The following is an 18229-nucleotide window of genomic DNA, read 5'->3' on the forward strand; positions in this document are numbered from 1 at the left end:
AGCGCACAACAGTAAAACAAAAAGCGCCCCGCAGGGCGCTCGCTTACTTCCTGTTTCCTTACTGCTTGAGCGTGCGCTCGAACAGCTTCAGGATGCGGCGGTACTGGTCGAACCAGCTTTCCGGCTGGGTGTAGGCGTGGCGTTCCAGCGGGTAGCTGGCCAGTTCCCAGTTATCCTTGCGCAGCTCGATCAGGCGCTGGGCCATGCGCACCGAGTCCTGGTAGAACACGTTGTCGTCGACCATGCCGTGGCCGATCAGGAGGTTGCCGCGCAGGTTCTCGGCATACTCGATCGGCGACGAGATTTTATACGCCTGCGGATCGAGGTCCGGCGTGTTCAGGATGTTGGCGGTGTACTCGTGGTTGTAGCTGGTCCAGTCGGTCACCGGGCGCAGCGCGGCGCCGGACTTGAACATCTCGGGCGCGCGCATCAGGGCCATGAAGGTCATGAAGCCGCCGTAGCTGCCGCCGTAGATGCCCACGTTCTGGGCGTCGCCCTGCAGGTTCTGCACCAGGTACTTCACGCCGTCCTGGTAATCCACCAGTTCCGGGTGGCCCATCTGGCGGTAGATCGCGGTGCGCCAGTTGCGGCCATAGCCCTTCGAGGCGCGGTAGTCCATGTCGAGCACGATGTAGCCGCGTTCGACCAGCAGGTTGTGGAACATCTGCTCGCGGAAGTAGGTCGGATAGCGTTTGTGGGTGTTCTGCAGGTAGCCGGCGCCGTGCACGAACATCACGATCGGGTATTTTTTACCGGCTTCCAGCTTGGCCGGGCGGTACAGCTTGGACCACACCGGGTCGCCGCCGTCGCTCGACGGCACGGCCACGTATTCGGGCTGGATCCACTCGCGCGCCTTGTACTCGGCGGTGCGGGTGTCGGTCAGTTTCGCTGCCGCGCCGCCCGATACCGGCACCGTCGCCAGCTGGATCGGCATGTAGCTCGACGAGTAGTGCACCAGCAGCTTGCGGTTGTCCGGCGACAGGGCGAAGCGTTCCACGCCTTCCAGGCCCGTCACTTCGCGCGTCGCGCCATCTTTCGCATTCACCGCGCAGACTTCATAGGTGCCCGGGTTCTTGCGGTTGCAAAGCATATAGGCGGTGCTGCCGTCGAAGTTCCACTGCACGTCGCCGGCTTCCCACTTGCCCTTGGTAAGGGCGCGCGCCTGGCCGTCGGCGGTCGAGGTGTACAGGTGCGAGTAGCCGCTTTCTTCCGACAGGTACCACAGGGTGCGGTTGTCCGGTAGCCAGCCGAAGTCGCTGTTGTCGTAATTGACCCAGGCCTCGTCGCTGAGGCGATGCACAGGTTTCAGTTTGGCGGCGCCGAGGTCGATGGTGGCGATCCAGCGGTCCTTGTTGTCGACCGCGCGCAGCATCACGGCGGCCTGCTTGCCGTCGGCGGTCCAGCGCACGGCGTCGGCGCGGTCGGCGATGCGCAGCGGGCGGTTGCCCTTCAGCGGGTCGAGCTTGGCGTCGGCGCGCAGCTTGGCCAGCGGGTCGGTGGCGATGCCCGGCAGGCTGTCGAACGGGATGTCCTGGACCTTGTTGGTCGCCAGGTCGATCAGTTTCAGCGCGTGCGGCGCCGGGTTGTTGCGGCCGACGCGGGTGCGCTCGTCGTCGGCTTCCTCGTAGCCCGATTCGGTGACGTAGCGCGGCATCTTGCCGACGCGGCCCTTGTCGCCGCCTTTCGCGGCGGTGACGACCACCAGCCAGCGGCCGTCCGGGGACAGGGCGCTGCCTTCGATGGTGAGCTTGTCGCCCAGGTAGATCGGACTCGGGGCGCGGGTCGGGTCGGCGCGGCGTTCTTCCTCGGCGCGGGCGCGGCCGGCGTCGCGGTCGTCCTTTGCCCGCTTCAGGGTGGCGATCAGGCGCAGCTGCATGTCGCGCAGGGCGTCCGGGTCGCTCGCGGCAGGGTCCTTGGCGGCACGGGGCAGGGCGACCGGGCCTTGCACGCGGCTGCTGCGGTCCCAGCTGAACCACTCGTGGCCGACGCGGAACTGCACGGCGCGCTCGTCGCTCGAGAACTGCGGGTCTTCGGCCTTCACGCCGCGGCTGATCTGGACCAGGGCGCCGTTCTTCAGGTCACGCTCGAACAGGTCGCCGTTGCGCACCAGGACGGCGCGCGTGTGGTTGCGGTTGTAGACCACGGCCGGGCTGTCGAGCTTTGCCAGTTCGGCGTCCTGTACCTTGCGCGGCTGGCCGCCCTGGACGGCCTCGAAGGTGTCGCGCAGCGGCGAGCCGGTGCGCTTCTGCTTGTAGAAGACCTGCTTGCCGTCCCAGCTGAACCAGGCCTGTTCGGCGGGGTTACCGATCCAGTCGGGGTTGGCCATGGCCTGGTCGAGGGTGATGGGCGTTGGCGCCGCCATCGCGGGCAGCGCGGTGAACGCGGCAAGAATCGTCAGTACAGGAAGTCGCATCGTGATGGGTGGTTGGTTAGCGAAATAGCTTTCTGGCTAGAAATTGCGAAAGCATTCTAGCTCAGCCACCATGCGACGGGGCACTTCGCGGATGATTAATCCGCAAGAATTTTTACCCGCGTATTGCTGTGCGTATTGCTGTATGTATTGCGATATTCGCGCGGATGTTCGAACTATTTACTCCGGTTCAGGCAGCCTGGTTCCGGCCTTTGGATTGGCGCGGCAGGAACATGGCGATGCGTGCGACGACGGCGAGAACGGCGAGGCCAACTGGCAGGTATTCGAAAGCGATCATGGTCAAACCTTTCTTGCGCTCGAAGCGCGTTGGGTTGGTAAATACTGCGATGTTGCGTTGCAGTATAGAACGACTGCTTTCATAAATAAACTTTATGTTCATGATGTCCGCGATAAGCGGGTCTTATAGTTTATGGACCTGCCACGCGGGTGATATTTACAGATGAAATATCTCGACTGCAACTCAACCGTATAAGGCGTGGCCCGCTTCTTGCATTGATGCATGCATGAAATCCAGCCACCCGCCCCGCAGCCTGCGCATCGTCGTCGTCACCGCCGACGCATCCGGCCATGACGACGCCGCGCTTGCCGCCCAGGTCGAGCGCAACACGGCGCTGCGCATCGGTCTGCTGGAATCGGGCTACGACATCGTCGCTTCTCTGCCGCCGGATATCTTCCTGCCCGAGCGCGTGGCCCAGCTGCAGCCCGACCTGATCATCGTCGACAGCGAATCCGATGCGCGCGACGTTCTCGAACACATCGTGATCGCCACGCGCGACGAACGCCGTCCCATCGTCCTGTTCACCGAAGACCACAGCGCCCCCGCGATGGAAGCGGCGATGGCGGCCGGCGTGTCGGCCTATATCGTGGCCGGCCTGCAGGCCGAACGCGTGCGGCCCGTGCTCGACGTGGCGCTGGCGCGCTTCCGGCGCGAACAGCAGCTGCTGGGCGAGCTGGCCGACACGCGCCAGAAGCTGGCCGAACGCAAGGTCGTCGAGCGCGCCAAGGGCGTGCTGATGGCGCGCTACCGCCTGAAGGAAGAAGAAGCCTATGGCCGCCTGCGCAGCCTGGCGATGAACAAGAACCTGAGACTGGCCGAGGTCGCGCAGCGCATCCTCGACGTCGAGGACCTGCTGGGCTAGGCCCGGCATACGAGAGGAACCAGATGACAGCGTTGCCGGGGCAGGGCGTCCATGCGGGCGGATCGGATCGGCCGGAAAAGCCGGTATTGAAAGTCGGCTTCATGCCGCTGGCCGATTGCGCGCCGCTGGTGATGGCATCGGTGCTCGGCTTCGACGAGAAGTACGGCATCCGCCTGGCGCTCGAACGCCAGCATTCCTGGTCGGCCATGCGCGACCGCCTGCATACCGGCGAACTCGATGCGGCCCAGGCGTTGTACGGCCTGCTGTACGGCCTGCAGATGGGCGTCGGCTCGGCGCCGCGCGACATGGCCGTGCTCATGAACCTGAACCAGAACGGCCAGTCCATCGTGCTGTCGCGCGCGCTGGCCGAGCGTGGCGCGCGCGACGGCGCCGGCCTGGCCGCGCTGATGCGCGCCGCGCCGCGCCGGTATTCCTTCGCCCATACCTTCCCGACCGGGAACCACGCCATGTGGCTGTGCTACTGGCTGGCCGCCGCCGGCATCGATCCGCTGAAGGATGCGCAGCTGGTGACGGTGCCGCCGGGGCAGATGGCGGCCAACCTGGAGGCCGGCCACATGGATGGCTTCTGCGCCGGCGAGCCCTGGAGCCGGCGTGCGCTGCAGTGCGGCGCCGGTGCGCTGGTCGCGCCCAGCAGCCAGGTCTGGCCCGACCATCCGGGCAAGGCGCTGGGTGCGCGCGCCGATTTCGTCGCGGCGCATCCGCACGCCTGCCGCGCGCTGGTGGCGGCCCTGCTCGACACGGCGCGCTGGCTCGACGCTTCGCCGGTGAACCGCGAGGCGGCGGCCGAAGTGCTTGCCAGCGCCGCGTATATCAACACGGGCGTGGACGTGCTGCGGGCCTGCCTGCTGCCGCGCCGTGCGGACTGGCCTGCGCTGCGCTTCTTCGGCGACGGCGCGGCCACCTTCCCCTGGCTGTCCGACGGCATGTGGTTCCTGACCCAGCAGCGGCGCTGGGGTTTGCTGCCCGACGATCCGGATTACCTGGGCGTGGCGGCGCGGGTCAACCAGATCGACTTGTACCGCGAGGCGGCGCAACTGACGGGCGTTGCCGTGCCCGATGAGGCGATGCGCAGCGCCACGCTGATCGATGGCCGGGTCTGGGACGGCAGCGATCCGGCCGCTTACGCGCGCTCGTTCGCGATCCACGACTTGCGGTAAGCAGGGCAAGCACGGTGCGCCGCGGCGCATCATTTTCGCGCATGGTGCACTGCAATGAGGCGCACCCGGCCGCAGCACTCGGGCCGATGCCCCGGCACTTCGCTGGCACGGCTCTTGCAAACCCTGATGACAGGATCAACGGCGATCCCTTCACATTCCAGCCAGCCCACCGATGGGCTGGCACCCGGACAACGGCGTCCGCACTCCAGGGTCTCGACCCTGGGATGCGGACGCTTTTTTTTCGTTTGTCAGTTCAAGAACGAGGGACGATCATGGCCAGCAAAGCAAGCAGTATCCAGCTCTTCACTTTCCACACGCCGCAGATGCGCGCCTTCCACCTGACCTGGGTGGCCTTCTTCATCTGCTTCTTCGCCTGGTTCGCCTGCGCGCCGCTGATGCCGGTCATCAAGGGCGAGTTCGGCCTGTCGATGGCGCAGATCGCCAACATCAACATCGCCGCCGTCGCCATCACGATCCTGGTGCGGCTGGTGGTCGGTCCGCTGTGCGACCGCTACGGTCCGCGTAAAACCTATACCGGCCTGCTGCTGCTGGGCGCCATCCCCGTGATCGGCGTGGCCCTGGCCCAGAGCTACGAAAGCTTCCTCCTGTTCCGCCTCGGGATCGGTGCGGTCGGCGCCAGCTTCGTCATCACCCAGTACCACACCTCGGTGATGTTCGCGCCGAAAGTGGTCGGTACCGCCAACGCCACCGCGGCCGGCTGGGGCAATGCCGGCGGCGGCGCGGCGCAGGCGCTGATGCCGCTGCTGCTGGGCGCCATCGTCATGGCCGGCGTGAGCGAAACCCTGGGCTGGCGCGTGGCGCTGGTGGTGCCGGGCATGGCGATGCTGGTGATGGCCTTTGTCTACTGGCGCTATACCCAGGACTGCCCGGCGGGTAACTTCAGCAATCTGCGCAAGGCCGGCGTCACCTTCGAATCCGGCGGCAAGGGCGGCTGGGCGAGCTTCCGCGCCGCCTGCCGCAATCACCGCGCCTGGCTGCTGTTCGTCACCTACGGCGCCTGCTTCGGCATCGAGATCTTCATCCACAACATCGCCGCCGTGTACTACGTCGAGCACTTCGGCTTGTCGCTGGGGGCGGCGGGTCTCGCCGCCGGCAGCTTCGGCCTGCTGGCGCTGTTCGCCCGCGCATTCGGCGGCTGGATGTCGGACCGCTTTGCCGCACGCGGCGACTTGAACAGCCGCGTGACGGTGTTGTTCCTGCTGATGATCGGCGAGGGGCTTGGCCTCTTGTGGTTCGCGAATGCCGACGGCGTCGCCTTTGCCCTGGTTGCGATGCTGTGCTTCGGCCTGTTCACCCACATGGCTTGCGGCGCCACCTATGCGCTGGTGCCCTTCGTGGCGCCGACCGCGCTGGGCGGCGTGGCTGGCATCGTCGGCGCCGGCGGCAACGTGGGCGCGGTGCTGGCAGGCTTCCTGATGAAAGGCACGGGCGACCTGCGCCAGACCCTCATCATCCTCGGCGTGCTGGTGGTGGCGTCGAGCCTGTGTGCGATCGGCGCCCGCTTCGGTAGCGCAGCCGTTGCCACCCCCGCAGCCAGCGCCGCCTGAGGAGTTGAACATGAAGATCATCGTCATCGGCCACGGCATGGTGGGCCACAAGTTCGTCGAATCCCTGGCTGCCGCTGCGCCTCACCTGCAGATCACCGTGCTCGGCGAGGAGCCGCGCCCGGCCTACGACCGCGTGCACCTGTCCGAATTCTTTGCCGGGAAAACGGCGGACGACCTGTCGCTGGTCGCGCTCGGCTTCTTCGAGCGCCCGAACCTGGAGCTGAAGCTGAACGCCAGGGTGGCCGGCATCGACCGCGCGGCGCACATCGTGACACTGGCCGATGGCGAGACGCTGGCCTACGACAAGCTGGTGCTGGCCACCGGCTCGTCTCCCTTCGTGCCGCCGGTGCCGGGGCGCGACCGTGCGGACTGCTTCGTCTACCGCACCATCGAAGACCTGGAAGCGATGCGCGAATGCGGTGCGCGTTCGCGCAGCGGCGTCGTGGTCGGCGGCGGCTTGCTCGGCCTGGAATGCGCCAAGGCCTTGCGCGACCTCGGCCTGGAAGCCCACGTGGTCGAATTCGCGCCGCGCCTGATGGCGGTGCAGGTGGACGATCCCGGAGCGCGCGTGCTGCGCGGCCGTATCGAGGAACTGGGCGTGCGCGTCCACACCGGCAAGAACACGCTCGCCATCGTCGATGGTGAGACGGCCACCCATCGCATGGAATTCGCCGACGGCAGCGCGCTGGAAACCGACATGATCGTGTTCTCGGCCGGCATCCGCCCGCGCGACGAACTGGCGCGCGCCGCCGGCCTGGCGCTCGGCCCGCGCGGCGGCGTCGCCATCGATGCCAACTGCCTGAGCTCGGACCCGGACATCTACGCCGTCGGCGAATGCGCGGCCTGGAATGGCCAGGTGTTCGGCCTGGTGGCGCCGGGCTACGACATGGCGCGCACCGCCGCCCGCCACGTGCTCGGCGCGCCGGGCGGCTTTGCCGGCGCGGACCTCAGCACCAAGCTGAAACTGATGGGCGTGGACGTGGCCAGCATCGGTGACGCCCACGGCGCGGCAAATGGTAGCCGCAGCTACCAGTTCCTCGACGAGCGCAAGCAGACGTACAAGAAGATCGTCGTCTCGGATTGCGGCAAGCGCCTGCTGGGCGCGGTGCTGGTCGGCGACGCGGCGCAGTACGGCACGCTGCTGCAGATGGCCCTGAACGGGACGCCGCTGCCCGAGGCCCCCGAGTTCCTGATCCTGCCCCAGGCTGAAGGCACGCCGGTGCGCGGCCTGGGTGTCGATGCCTTGCCGGCCAGCGCCCAGGTCTGCTCCTGCAACGATGTCTCGAAAGGCACGCTGTGCGAGGCGGTGGCGAACGGCGCCGCCAGCATCGGCGCGCTGAAGAAATGCACCGGCGCCGGTACCGCCTGCGGCGGCTGCGTGCCGCTGGTGACGCAGGTGCTGAACGCCGAGCTGGCGAAGGGGGGCGTGGCGGTAAGCCGGGCATTGTGCGAACACTTCGCCTACTCGCGCCAGGAACTGCACCACCTGGTGCGCGTCGGCCGCATCCGCAGCTTCGGCGAACTGCTGGAGCGCCACGGCAACGGCCTGGGCTGCGAAGTCTGCAAGCCGGTGGCGGCGAACATCCTGGCTTCGACCTGGAACGACTTCGTCCTCAAGCCCGAGCACGCCAGCTTGCAGGATTCGAACGACTACTTCCTCGGGAATATCCAGAAGGACGGCACCTACTCGGTGGTGCCGCGCATGCCGGGCGGGGAGGTGACGGCCGACGGCCTGATCGCGGTGGGCCAGATCGCCAAGAAGTACGGCCTGTACACCAAGATCACCGGCGGCCAGCGCGTCGACCTGTTCGGCGCGCGCGTCGAGCAGTTGCCGCCGATCTGGGAAGAGCTGATCGCGGCCGGCTTCGAGTCCGGCCACGCCTACGGCAAGTCGCTGCGCACGGTGAAATCCTGCGTCGGCTCGACCTGGTGCCGCTTCGGCGTGGGCGACAGCGCAGGCTTTGCCATCGCACTCGAGAACCGCTACAAGGGCCTGCGCACGCCGCACAAGGTGAAGTTCGGCGTCTCTGGCTGCACCCGCGAATGCGCCGAGGCGCAAGGCAAGGACGTTGGCCTGATCGCCACCGAAAAGGGCTGGAATTTGTACGTGTGCGGCAATGGCGGCATGAAGCCGCGCCACGCCGAGCTGCTGGCGAGCGGGCTGGATGAAGCGGCGGTGGTGAAGCTGGTCGACCGCTTCCTGATGTTCTATGTGCGCACCGCCGACCGCCTGCAGCGCACCAGCACCTGGCGCGAGAACCTGGAAGGCGGGCTGGATTACCTGAAAGGGGTGGTGGTGCAGGACAGCCTGGGCATCGGTCTTGAGTTGGAAAGCGAGATGCAGCACGTGGTCGACACCTATGCCTGCGAATGGAAAAACGCGGTCGAGGACCCGGAGGTGCGCAAGCGCTTCCGTACCTTCGTGAACAGCGACGCGCAGGATGCGAACGTCGTCTTCATGCCCGAGCGCGGCCAGATCCGCCCGGCCACCATTGAAGAACGCCGCCGCACGATTCCCATCGTGGCGTCGGCCTGAGGAGAACGCCATGCACCGGGATATCCAGTTACAGGAGTGGAGCGCGGTCTGCGCCATCACCGACATCGTGCCGGACACCGGCGTCTGCGCGCTCTTGAAAGGGCGCCAGGTGGCCGTGTTCCGCGTGGGCGCCGAGCGCCTGTTCGCCATCGATAACTACGACCCGCACTCGCATGCTGCCGTGCTCTCGCGTGGACTGGTCGGCAGCATCGGCGAACGCATCGTCGTCGCCTCGCCGATCTACAAGCAGCATTTCGACCTGGCGACCGGCGAATGCATCGAGTCGGCGGCGCACTCTGTGGCCAGCTATCCGGTACGGGTCGAGAACGGCACCGTGTGGGTGGCTGCATGAAGCCGCGCCTGGTCGTGGTCGGCAACGGCATGGCCGGCATGCGCACGGTCGAGGAAGTGCTGAAGCTCGCGCCCGACCTGTACGACATCACCGTCTTCGGCGCCGAACCGCACGGGAACTACAACCGCGTGCTGCTGTCTCCACTGCTGGCCGGGGACAAGGCGGTGGACGAGATCATGATCCATCCGCGCGCCTGGTACGACGAGCACGGCGTCACCCTGCATGCGGGCGACCCGGTGGTGCGCATCGACCGAAAACGCCGCGTGGTGGTGGCCGCTTCCAGCCTGGAAGCGCCGTACGACCGGTTGCTGCTGGCCACCGGCTCGACGCCCTTCATGCTGCCGGTGCCGGGTGCGGAACTCGATAGCGTGGTCGGATTTCGCGACCTGCACGACGTCGACACCATGCTCGCCGCGGCCCGGCGCGGCGGACGGGCGGTGGTGATCGGCGGCGGCCTGCTCGGGCTGGAGGCCGGGCATGCCCTGCAGCGGCGCGGCATGGACGTCACCGTGGTGCACGTGGCATCCAGCCTGATGAACCAGCAGCTCGACGGCGAGGCGGGCAAGCTGCTCAAGGAGTCGCTGGAGCGCGCCGGCCTGCGCATCCTGCTCGACGCCCAGACCACGGCCCTCGTCGGCAAGGGCAAGGTGGAAGCGGTGCGCTTCGCCGATGGTGCCGAGCTGCCGGCGGACCTGGTGGTGATGGCGGCCGGCGTGCGTCCGAACGTGGCGCTGGCGCGTGCGGCCGGGCTGCATTGCGAACGCGCCATCGTGGTCGACGACACCTTGCAGACCTACGACCCGCGCATCTATGCCGTCGGCGAATGCGTGCAGCACCGCCGCGCCACCTTCGGGCTGGTGGCGCCGGTGTGGGAACAGGCGCGCGTCTGCGCCGCCCACCTGGCCGGCGCCGGACACCGCCGCTACGTGCAGGCCGCCACCGCCACCAAGCTGAAGGTGACGGGCATCGATTTGTATTCGGCCGGCGACATCGCAGGACGCGAGGGCAGCGAGGAACTGGTGCTGCGCGACCGCCGTGCCGGCGTGTATAAACGCCTGGTGCTCGACGGTACGCGCCTGCTTGGTGCCGTGCTGGTCGGCGACGTGGCCGACGGTCCCTGGTATTTCGACCTGATCCAGCGCGGCGCCGACGTCTCGGCCTTCCGCGAGCAGTTGCTGTTCGGCCGCGCCCTGTGCGCGCAGGCCGCCTGAAAGGACACACATGGATATGAGCCTGCCCGTATCGACGGTGCGCACCACCTGCCCGTATTGCGGCGTCGGCTGCGGCGTGAAAGCAAACGTGAAACCCGGCACGATTCCCATCATTTCAGGCGATGCGGACCACGCCGCCAACCGCGGCCGCCTGTGCGTAAAGGGTGCGGCGCTGGGCGAGACCCTGGGCCTGGACGGCCGCCTGCTGTATCCGCAACTGCGCGAGAACGGCGAACTGCGCCGCGCCGGCTGGGACGAGGCGATCGGCCGCGTGGCCGGCGGGCTGGCGGGCATCATCGCCGAGCATGGGCCGGATGCGGTGGCCTTCTACGTATCGGGCCAGATCCTCACCGAGGATTACTACGTTGCCAACAAGTTCATGAAGGGCTATATCGGCAGCGCGAATATCGACACCAATTCGCGCCTGTGCATGTCGTCGTCGGTGGCAGGGCACAAGCGCGCATTCGGCGAAGACATCGTGCCCGGCTGTTACGAGGACTTCGAGCTGGCCGACATGGTCGTGCTGGCCGGCTCGAACGCGGCCTGGTGTCACCCGACCCTGTTCCAGCGCATCCTGCGCGCCAAGGAAGCGAAACCGTCGCTGCAGATCGTCGTCATCGATCCGCGCCGCACGGCGACCTGCGAATTGGCCGACCTGCACCTGCCGATCAAGCCGGGCACGGACGTGTGGCTGTTCAACGGGTTGCTGGCCTACCTGGCGCGCGAGGGCGTAGCCGACCAGGCCTTCGTCGCGGCGCATACCGAAGGACTGGATGCGGCGCTGGCTGCCGCACGGATCGAGATCGAGGAGGTAGCGCGTGCCTGCCGCCTCGACCCGCGCGCCGTGCGTGCTTTCTATGAAAACTTTGCCGCCACGCGCAAGGTGGTCACCGCGTATTCGCAGGGCGTGAATCAATCGTCGAGCGGCACCGACAAGGTCAACAGCATTATCAACTGCCACCTGCTCACCGGCCGCATCGGCCAGCCCGGCATGGGACCGTTCTCGCTCACCGGACAGCCGAATGCGATGGGCGGGCGCGAAGTCGGTGGCCTGGCCAACATGCTGGCGGCGCACATGGAGCTCGACAACGCGCAGCACCGCGAGCTTGTCCGCAGCTTCTGGAACGCGCCGCGCATCGCCTCCAAACCCGGCCTGAAGGCGGTCGACCTGTTCCGCGCGATAGAAGAGGGAACGGTGAAAGCCGTATGGATCATGGCGACCAATCCGCTGGTCAGCCTGCCTGATGCCGACCGGGTGCGCCGCGCGCTCGACAAATGCGAACTGGTGATCGCCAGCGACATCGTGCTCGATACCGACACGAATGTCCGGGCCGACGTGCTGCTGCCCGCCCTGGCCTGGGGCGAAAAGGATGGCACGGTGACCAATTCCGAACGCCGCATCTCGCGCCAGCGCGCTTTTCTGCCGGCGCCGGGCGAAGCGCGCGCCGATTGGCAGGCGCTGTGTGCGGTGGCCCGGCGCATGGGCTACAGCGGTTTCGACTACACGTCGGCGCACGAGATCTTCGACGAACATGCGCGCCTGTCGGGCTGGCGCAATGGGGGGGAGAATGCGCGCCTGTTCGATCTGTCCGGCCTCGCGGGCATCGGCCGCGCAGCCTACGATGCGCTCGAACCCGTCCAATGGCCGGTCACGCCGCACGCTAGTCATGGCAGCACCCGCCTGTTCGGCGACGGTATCTTCGCCCACCCGAATCGCAAGGCGCGCTTCATCGCCACCATGCCGCGCGCACCGGTCAACGCACCGGACGGTGAGTACCCACTTGCGCTGAACACCGGGCGCGTACGCGACCAATGGCACACGATGACCCGCACCGGCAAGTCGCCGCGCCTGGGCAGCCACGTACCGGAACCGTTCATCGACCTGCATCCGCACGATGCCTTGTTGTGCGGCGTACGCGAAGGCGAACTGGCGCGCGTGAGCAGCCGCTGGGGCGCGATGGTAGGGCGCGTGACGCACAGCGGCGGCATCGCGCGCGGCGGCGCTTTCGTGCCGATTCACTGGAGCGGGCCGACAGCCTCGGATGCGCGTGTCGGGGCGATCGTCAATCCGGTGGTCGATCCGGTGTCGGGCGAGCCGGAGTTCAAGCACACGCCGGTGAAGGTCGAGCCCTTCGTGGTGGAGTGGCAGGCGTTTGTGCTGAGCCGCACCGCGCCGCAGCTCGACGCGTTGACCTGGTGGACGCGCGTGCAGGGCGAGGGCTTCTTGCGTTACGAAGCGGGCGGGCGCGGCAAGGTAGGCGGGGAATGGGCGCTTGCCTTGTTGGGCGTGGACGAGGACGCGGACTGGATCGAGTACGAGGACCGCAGCGCGGGCGTGTATCGGGCGGCGTATCTGGTGGATGGACGCTTGCAGGCGTGCGTGCTGGTGGCGAAGGCGGGTGCGCTGCCGCCGCGCGAGTGGCTCGGCAGCTTGTTTGCGCAGGAGGTCCTGGGTGCGGGTAAGCGTGCGGTGCTGCTGGCGGGGCGGCCCGCAGAGGCCAGCGCCGACGCGGGGCCGACCGTGTGCTCGTGCTTCGGAGTGGGGCGCAATACGATTTGTGCGGCGATCCGGGAGAAGGGGCTGCGCACGGCATCGGAGGTGACGGCCTGTTTGAAGGCGGGCGGGAATTGCGGGTCCTGTTTGCCGGAGATTGGCAAGCTGCTGACGATCACCCCGTAGGGTGGGCCGGGCCGCGCAAGGCACTCCGTGCCCACGCGGTTACGTGCTTGTCCGGAGCCTGCGGCGGCGATGATTCGCTCTGCGGCGTGTCCGTGGATGGTGACGCTAACGTGGCGCTTTTGAATCAGCTAACGCTGTGCGGCATTCGCGTTGTTAAGTACGCAAACCATGATCATCGTTCCGCGTGGGCACGGAGTGCCCACCGTACGAACGCGGCTGTCGACGCCAAAAAGCGAAGGCGTGTGCTGAACCGACAATCGCAAAAAAAAGCGCAGCCTCGGCTGCGCTTCGTCTTCACTGCCTATCAACTACCGATTAACGGTTGGCGAAGTAGCGCAGTTCCGCCGCCAGGTTCGGCGAGTGCACTTCCGACTCGGCTGCCAGTGCCAGCATTTCGCGGCGGCCTGCCAGTGCGTCGTCGCGGCGAACGAACCAGCCGCCGTGTGCGGTGAACAGCTCTTCGCAGAAGTTACGTGCTGCGATGAACAGGGCGCCGATGTCGTGGCGCAGGGTTGGCTCTTGAGCCTGGGTGATCGTTGCTGCGTTCATAGTGAACTCCGTAAATATACTGTGATGTTGCGGTGCAGTATAAATTCCTTGAGTCCATAAATAAACTTTCGATTCGTGATACCAGCGATACGGAAACCGCATAATGTTGCGGTGCCGCAACTCATCCGTTTACACGTCGTCCTTTGCCTTGCCGTTCCCCAGCAAGCGATCCTTGACAGTCAATAAACGCTGCACCTTGGCGCCCATCTTCATCAACTGCGCCAGCGATTCCGGCGACAGGCGCTGCAGGTCGTCGAACCAGTTGTTCGCCAGGTCGACCAGCTCATGCATTTCGCCCATGCGCTGCTGGGCAAACATGTCCTCGGGCGTCTTGGCCTTGACCAGCAGCGATTCGCGCAGCACCGACAGGGTCGGCGCCACCTCGCGCCGGCGCCGCTCGGCCGCCACCACGCGGAAGATTTCCCAGACGTCGCCGAGCGAGGTGAAGTATTCGCGGCGGTCGCCGGGAATGCGGCTCATGCGCACCAGGCCCCAGGATTGCAACTCCTTCAAGCCGATGCTGACGTTCGAGCGCGAGATGCCGAGCTTTTCGCCGATGTCGTCCGCATGCAACTGTTGTTCGGTCACGAAGAGCAGGGCGTAGATTTGCCCCACGGTGCGGTTGATGCCCCAGCGGCTACCCATTTCGCCGAAGTGGCTGACAAAACTCTGGACTAGTGGCGTCACGTTGAGAACTTTTCGAAGATTTGGAAAGTTCGATTATCTCACGCACCGGGTGGAGAGACGCGGACAGCCATCGCTGCGGCGCACCAATTCCCGACTAAGACGCTGGCCTTTTCGTGACAAGTGAACATTTCCGCTGCATACTTTCACTGTTTTCTGAAAATTCAGAAGTTTTTACAAGTTGTGAAACTTGTGCGGCAGAGGGGATGTATCCCGGCCGGTAACACCGCAGAGCTGAGAGAATGGATTCGCATCGTACCCGTTGTACCGTTTTCCAAACCGCCACCCAGGCGGTCCCGCGCGGCCATTCCCTGCCTGCCCCCGACACCTTTTCCGATCCGGGAAGACAGTTCGCCAACGCGGCCTGGTGCATCCACGCCGGCCGCTCACCGCCGCCCTGAAGCGGTAACCCGAAACAGCGGCTCGCCCGGTAACCCAGGCGCCGCATTCCAGAATCCCCCGGAGAAGAACCATGCTCTTGAACAGACGCCGTGGCGCGGCCGCGCACGCCCCTGCAGCGCAGGACCAGGCCAGCAAGACACGACCCCAGCCCGCCGGCAACCGCCGCGGCGCGCTGGCGCAGGCCGCCGCCGCGCTGCTGTGGATCGCCCAGGCTGCGCTGCTGGCGCTGGCCGTCGGCCGGCTCGCCGATGGCGCCGGCCTGGATGCGGTAACCGTCCCGGCGCCGGGCTTCCTGCTACTGGGCGTCGCTCGCGCCAGCCTCGATGCCTGGGGCGCGCGCCGCGTGTTCACCGCCGCGCGTACTTGGCTGAGCGATCTGCGCGCTGGCGCCGCCGACGCCCTGGCGCGCCGCTCACCGCTGGACCGGGCCCGCCCTGCCTCGGGCCAGGCCGCCAGTATCCTGGCCGAGCAGGCCGAGGCCGTGCTGCCCTGGCTGCTGCGCTACCAGGGCGCGCGCTGGCGCGTGATGCTGGTGCCGCCGGTGATCGCACTCGTGGTCGGCTATTTTTCCTGGGCGGCGGCGCTGATCCTGGTGCTGGCCGCGCCGCTGATCCCCCTCTTCATGGCCGTCATCGGCTGGCGCGCCAAGGCCGCCAGCGAAGCGCAGCTGCAGCTGGTGGGCGGCATGAACGGCTTCCTGCTCGACCGCCTGCGCGGCCTGTCGACCCTGCGCGCGCTCGGCGCCGTCGACGCCACCGCGCGCCGCCTGCACGACACTGCCCAGGCCCTGCGCCAAGGCACCATGCGCGTGCTGCGCATCGCCTTCCTGTCGTCCACCGCGCTGGAACTCTTCTCGGCCCTGGCCGTTGCCCTGGTGGCGGTGTACGTCGGCTTCCATCTGCTCGGCCAGATCGACGGCGGCAGCTGGGGCGTGCGCCTGAGCCTGGAGCAGGGCATGTTCATCCTGATGCTGGCGCCGGCCTTCTTCGAGCCGCTGCGCGACCTGGCCGCGGCCTGGCACGACAAGGCGGCAGGGGAAGCCGCGTTCGAGGCGCTGAGCAGATTGCAGGACGCGGCGCCCAGCCTGCCGGGCGCCCTGAACGGCACGCAGGAAGCGGCGAGCGGCATCGCCGCGCCGGGCCTGGCCATCGCCGGCCTGCGCTTTGCCCATCCTGGCGAAGCGCCGCTGTTCGACGGCTTCACGCTCGACGTCGCGCCCGGCGAGCACATCGCCCTGGTCGGCGCCAGCGGCAGCGGCAAGAGCACGCTGCTGTCGCTGGTGGCCGGCCTGGCCCAGGCGCAGGGCGGCAGCATCCGCATCGGCGGCGCCAGTCTTGACGACAACAGCGCCGCCGGCCTGCGTACGCGCATGGCCTGGGTCGGCCAGAAGCCCCACGTGTTCGCCGGCACCGTGCGCGGCAACGTCGCACTGGGCCGTCCGGGCGTGACGCCGCTGGCGGTGACGGCGGCGGTGCGCCGCGCCGGCCTGGCCGATGTCGAACACGCCGCGCCGCATGAAGCGCTGGGCGAGGGCGGCACCGGCCTGTCCGGCGGAGAACTGGTGCGCCTGGCCCTGGCGCGCGCCGCCGTCGCGCCGCAGGCCAGCCTGCTGCTGGCCGACGAACCCACCGCCCACCTCGACCGCGAAACGGCGGCTGGTGTGGTCGACGCGCTGCTCGACCTGGCGCGCGGCCGCACCCTGGTCGTCGCCACCCATGACCTGGCCCTGGCCGCCCGCATCGGCCGCATCGTACAAATCGGCCAGCACGGCGTTGCGAAGGAAGCAGCATGAAACACGACAACGACTTCAACACCGTGCTGCGCCTCTTCCTGCGCAGCGATGCACGCCGCCTGCTGCTGGGCGCGGGCCTGTCCACACTGACCGTGCTGGCCGGGATCGCGCTGCTGGGCACCTCGGGCTGGTTCATCACGGCGACTGGACTGGCCGGCCTGTCGGCCACCGCGGCCCTGGCCTTCAACGTCTTCGTGCCGAGCGCCGGCATCCGCCTGCTGGCCCTTGGCCGCACCTTCGGCCGCTATGCCGAGCGCCTCGTGACCCACGACGCCACCCTGGGCGTGCTGGCCAGCCTGCGCGTGACACTGTTCCGCGGCTGGGCCGAGCCGCAGGCCGCGCGGGCGCTGCTGCTGCGTCCTGGCCGCCTGCTGTTCCGCCTGACAAACGACATCGACGCGCTGGAGTCGGTCTACCTGCGCCTGCTGGTGCCGCTCGCCGCCACCTTCGGCGCGGCGCTGCTGGCCGGGCTGCTGCTCGCCATCCTCGACTGGCGCCTGGGTGTGGCGGTCTTCGCCTGGCTGCTTGCGTGCGGCTGGGGCGTCGCCGCCTGGACCGCGCGCCGTGCCCGTCCGCTGGCGCTGCGCCGTGTACACATGACCGAGCGCCTGCGCGCCGGCGCCATCGATCTCACCGCCGGCCAGACTGACCTGGCCCTGGCCGGGCGCCTGCCGGCCCAGTGCGCGGCCCTGGCGCAAGCCGACGCCCGCCTGGCGCGCGGCGACGACGCGCTGCACCGCGTCGAAACCGGCGCCGCCTGGTCGCACGCCGTGGCCGGCCACGCGACGGTGGCCCTGGTGCTGCTGACGGCCGGCGTGCTCGCCGGGCAGGGCAAGCTCGATGCGCCGCTGGCCGCGCTGGCGCTGCTGACCGCACTGGCTGCGCTGGAACCCTTCGCGGCGCTGCGTCGCGGCGCCATCGAGGCGGCGCGCAGTGCATTGGCCGCACGCCGCCTGGCGCCGCGCCTGCAAGACGAGGCCATGCCGGCGCCGGCTGTCGAACATATCGAGGGCGATGATGCCTTGCGCCTGAAGGACGTCAGCGTCACCCACGCCGGCCGCCGCCAGGCCGCGCTGCATGCGATCGATCTGCATATCGCAGCCGGCGAGCGCGTCGCCGTGATCGGCGCCAGCGGCGCCGGCAAGTCGACCCTGCTGGCACTGGCCGCCGGCGAACTCGCGCCGGAATCGGGCCGCGTGGCGGCGGCACCCTGCACCTGGCTGACCCAGCGCACCGAACTTTTCAAGGACAGCCTGCGCGACAACCTGCGCCTGGCCGACCCGCAAGCCGCTGACGCCCAGCTGTGGGACGCGCTGCATGCCGCCGGCCTGGCCGGGGACGTGCGCCGCCTGGCACAAGGCCTCGATACGCCGCTGGGCGAGGGCGGCCTGGGCCTGTCCGGCGGCCAGTCGCGGCGCCTGGCGCTGGCGCGCCTGCTATTGCGTGACGCGCGGTTCTGGCTGCTCGACGAGCCGACCGAGGGCCTGGACGGCGCCACCGCCGCCGATGTGCTGGCGCGCCTGGAGCGCCATGCCGCAGGCCGCACGCTGCTGATCGCCACCCATCTGCGCCGCGAAGCCGCGCTGGCCGAGCGCCTGCTCGTGATGCGGGCGGGCCGCATCGTTGCCGAGCACCGGCGCGGCACGCCCGGATACGACGCGGCCCTGGCAAGCCTGCGCCAACACGGAACCCACACCACCTCAACAA

Annotated in this window: 12 protein-coding genes and 1 pseudogene; 9 read left to right on the forward strand and 4 right to left on the reverse strand. The window is 68.0% G+C overall.

All coding sequences use genetic code 11. From position 1 onward, the window contains the following. Nucleotides 1-58: 58 nt before the first annotated feature. On the reverse strand, nucleotides 59-2413 hold the full coding sequence (locus tag QPK31_RS20765; protein ID WP_290424789.1) for a S9 family peptidase: 2355 nt from the start codon (nucleotides 2411-2413) through the stop codon (nucleotides 59-61). Nucleotides 2414-2600: 187 nt separating this feature from the next. Continuing rightward, nucleotides 2601-2810: a hypothetical protein gene (locus QPK31_RS20770; protein ID WP_290424790.1), complete on the reverse strand. Its 210-nt coding sequence runs from the start codon at nucleotides 2808-2810 to the stop codon at nucleotides 2601-2603. A 124-nt stretch (nucleotides 2811-2934) separates the two neighbouring features. Here QPK31_RS20770 and QPK31_RS20775 point away from each other — a divergent pair, with 124 nt between their 5' ends. The 7 genes from QPK31_RS20775 to QPK31_RS20805 all read left to right on the forward strand — a co-directional run bounded on the left by QPK31_RS20775 (nucleotide 2935) and on the right by QPK31_RS20805 (nucleotide 13095). Further along, on the forward strand, nucleotides 2935-3570 hold the full coding sequence (locus QPK31_RS20775; protein WP_290424791.1) for an ANTAR domain-containing response regulator: 636 nt from the start codon (nucleotides 2935-2937) through the stop codon (nucleotides 3568-3570). 23 nt (nucleotides 3571-3593) lie between these two features. Next, nucleotides 3594-4748 (forward strand): CmpA/NrtA family ABC transporter substrate-binding protein, encoded by a 1155-nt coding sequence (locus tag QPK31_RS20780; protein ID WP_290424792.1) that lies wholly within the window; start codon nucleotides 3594-3596, stop codon nucleotides 4746-4748. A 272-nt stretch (nucleotides 4749-5020) separates the two neighbouring features. After that, a complete protein-coding gene (locus QPK31_RS20785) occupies nucleotides 5021-6316 on the forward strand; it encodes an MFS transporter (RefSeq protein ID WP_290424793.1) in 1296 nt (431 codons plus the stop codon). Nucleotides 6317-6326: 10 nt separating this feature from the next. Beyond that, the gene (gene nirB / locus QPK31_RS20790; protein ID WP_290424794.1) at nucleotides 6327-8852 is read left to right on the forward strand and encodes a nitrite reductase large subunit NirB; all 2526 of its coding nucleotides are present in this window, start codon (nucleotides 6327-6329) and stop codon (nucleotides 8850-8852) included. 10 nt (nucleotides 8853-8862) lie between these two features. Further along, entirely contained in the window at nucleotides 8863-9204 is a 342-nt protein-coding gene (nirD, locus tag QPK31_RS20795) for a nitrite reductase small subunit NirD (RefSeq protein ID WP_290424795.1), read from the forward strand. Then, nucleotides 9201-10415 carry an NAD(P)/FAD-dependent oxidoreductase gene (locus QPK31_RS20800; RefSeq protein ID WP_290424796.1) on the forward strand — a complete coding sequence of 405 codons (1215 nt, stop codon included), beginning with the start codon at nucleotides 9201-9203 and terminating at the stop codon, nucleotides 10413-10415. The genes nirD and QPK31_RS20800 overlap by 4 nt, the downstream gene beginning before the upstream one ends. 10 nt (nucleotides 10416-10425) lie before the next feature. Continuing rightward, nucleotides 10426-13095 (forward strand): nitrate reductase, encoded by a 2670-nt coding sequence (locus QPK31_RS20805; protein ID WP_290424797.1) that lies wholly within the window; start codon nucleotides 10426-10428, stop codon nucleotides 13093-13095. Between the two features lie 315 nt (nucleotides 13096-13410). Here QPK31_RS20805 and QPK31_RS20810 read toward each other — a convergent pair whose 3' ends face one another. After that, on the reverse strand, nucleotides 13411-13644 hold the full coding sequence (locus tag QPK31_RS20810; protein ID WP_290424798.1) for a hypothetical protein: 234 nt from the start codon (nucleotides 13642-13644) through the stop codon (nucleotides 13411-13413). A gap of 129 nt (nucleotides 13645-13773) precedes the next feature. Further along, on the reverse strand, nucleotides 13774-14289 hold the full coding sequence (locus QPK31_RS20815) for a GbsR/MarR family transcriptional regulator (RefSeq protein WP_290424821.1): 516 nt from the start codon (nucleotides 14287-14289) through the stop codon (nucleotides 13774-13776). A gap of 511 nt (nucleotides 14290-14800) precedes the next feature. Between QPK31_RS20815 and cydD the strand changes: the two genes are divergently transcribed. Together cydD and cydC are read left to right on the forward strand one after the other, a co-directional pair. After that, entirely contained in the window at nucleotides 14801-16522 is a 1722-nt protein-coding gene (cydD, locus tag QPK31_RS20820; RefSeq protein ID WP_290424799.1) for a thiol reductant ABC exporter subunit CydD, read from the forward strand. Further along, a pseudogene (cydC, locus tag QPK31_RS20825) lies at nucleotides 16519-18201 on the forward strand (thiol reductant ABC exporter subunit CydC); the annotation flags it as partial. The gene cydD and the pseudogene cydC, both read left to right, overlap by 4 nt. Between the last annotated feature and the right edge of the window lie 28 nt (nucleotides 18202-18229).

Source organism: Massilia sp. YIM B02769 (assembly GCF_030411995.1).
GTDB lineage: Bacteria > Pseudomonadota > Gammaproteobacteria > Burkholderiales > Burkholderiaceae_D > Telluria.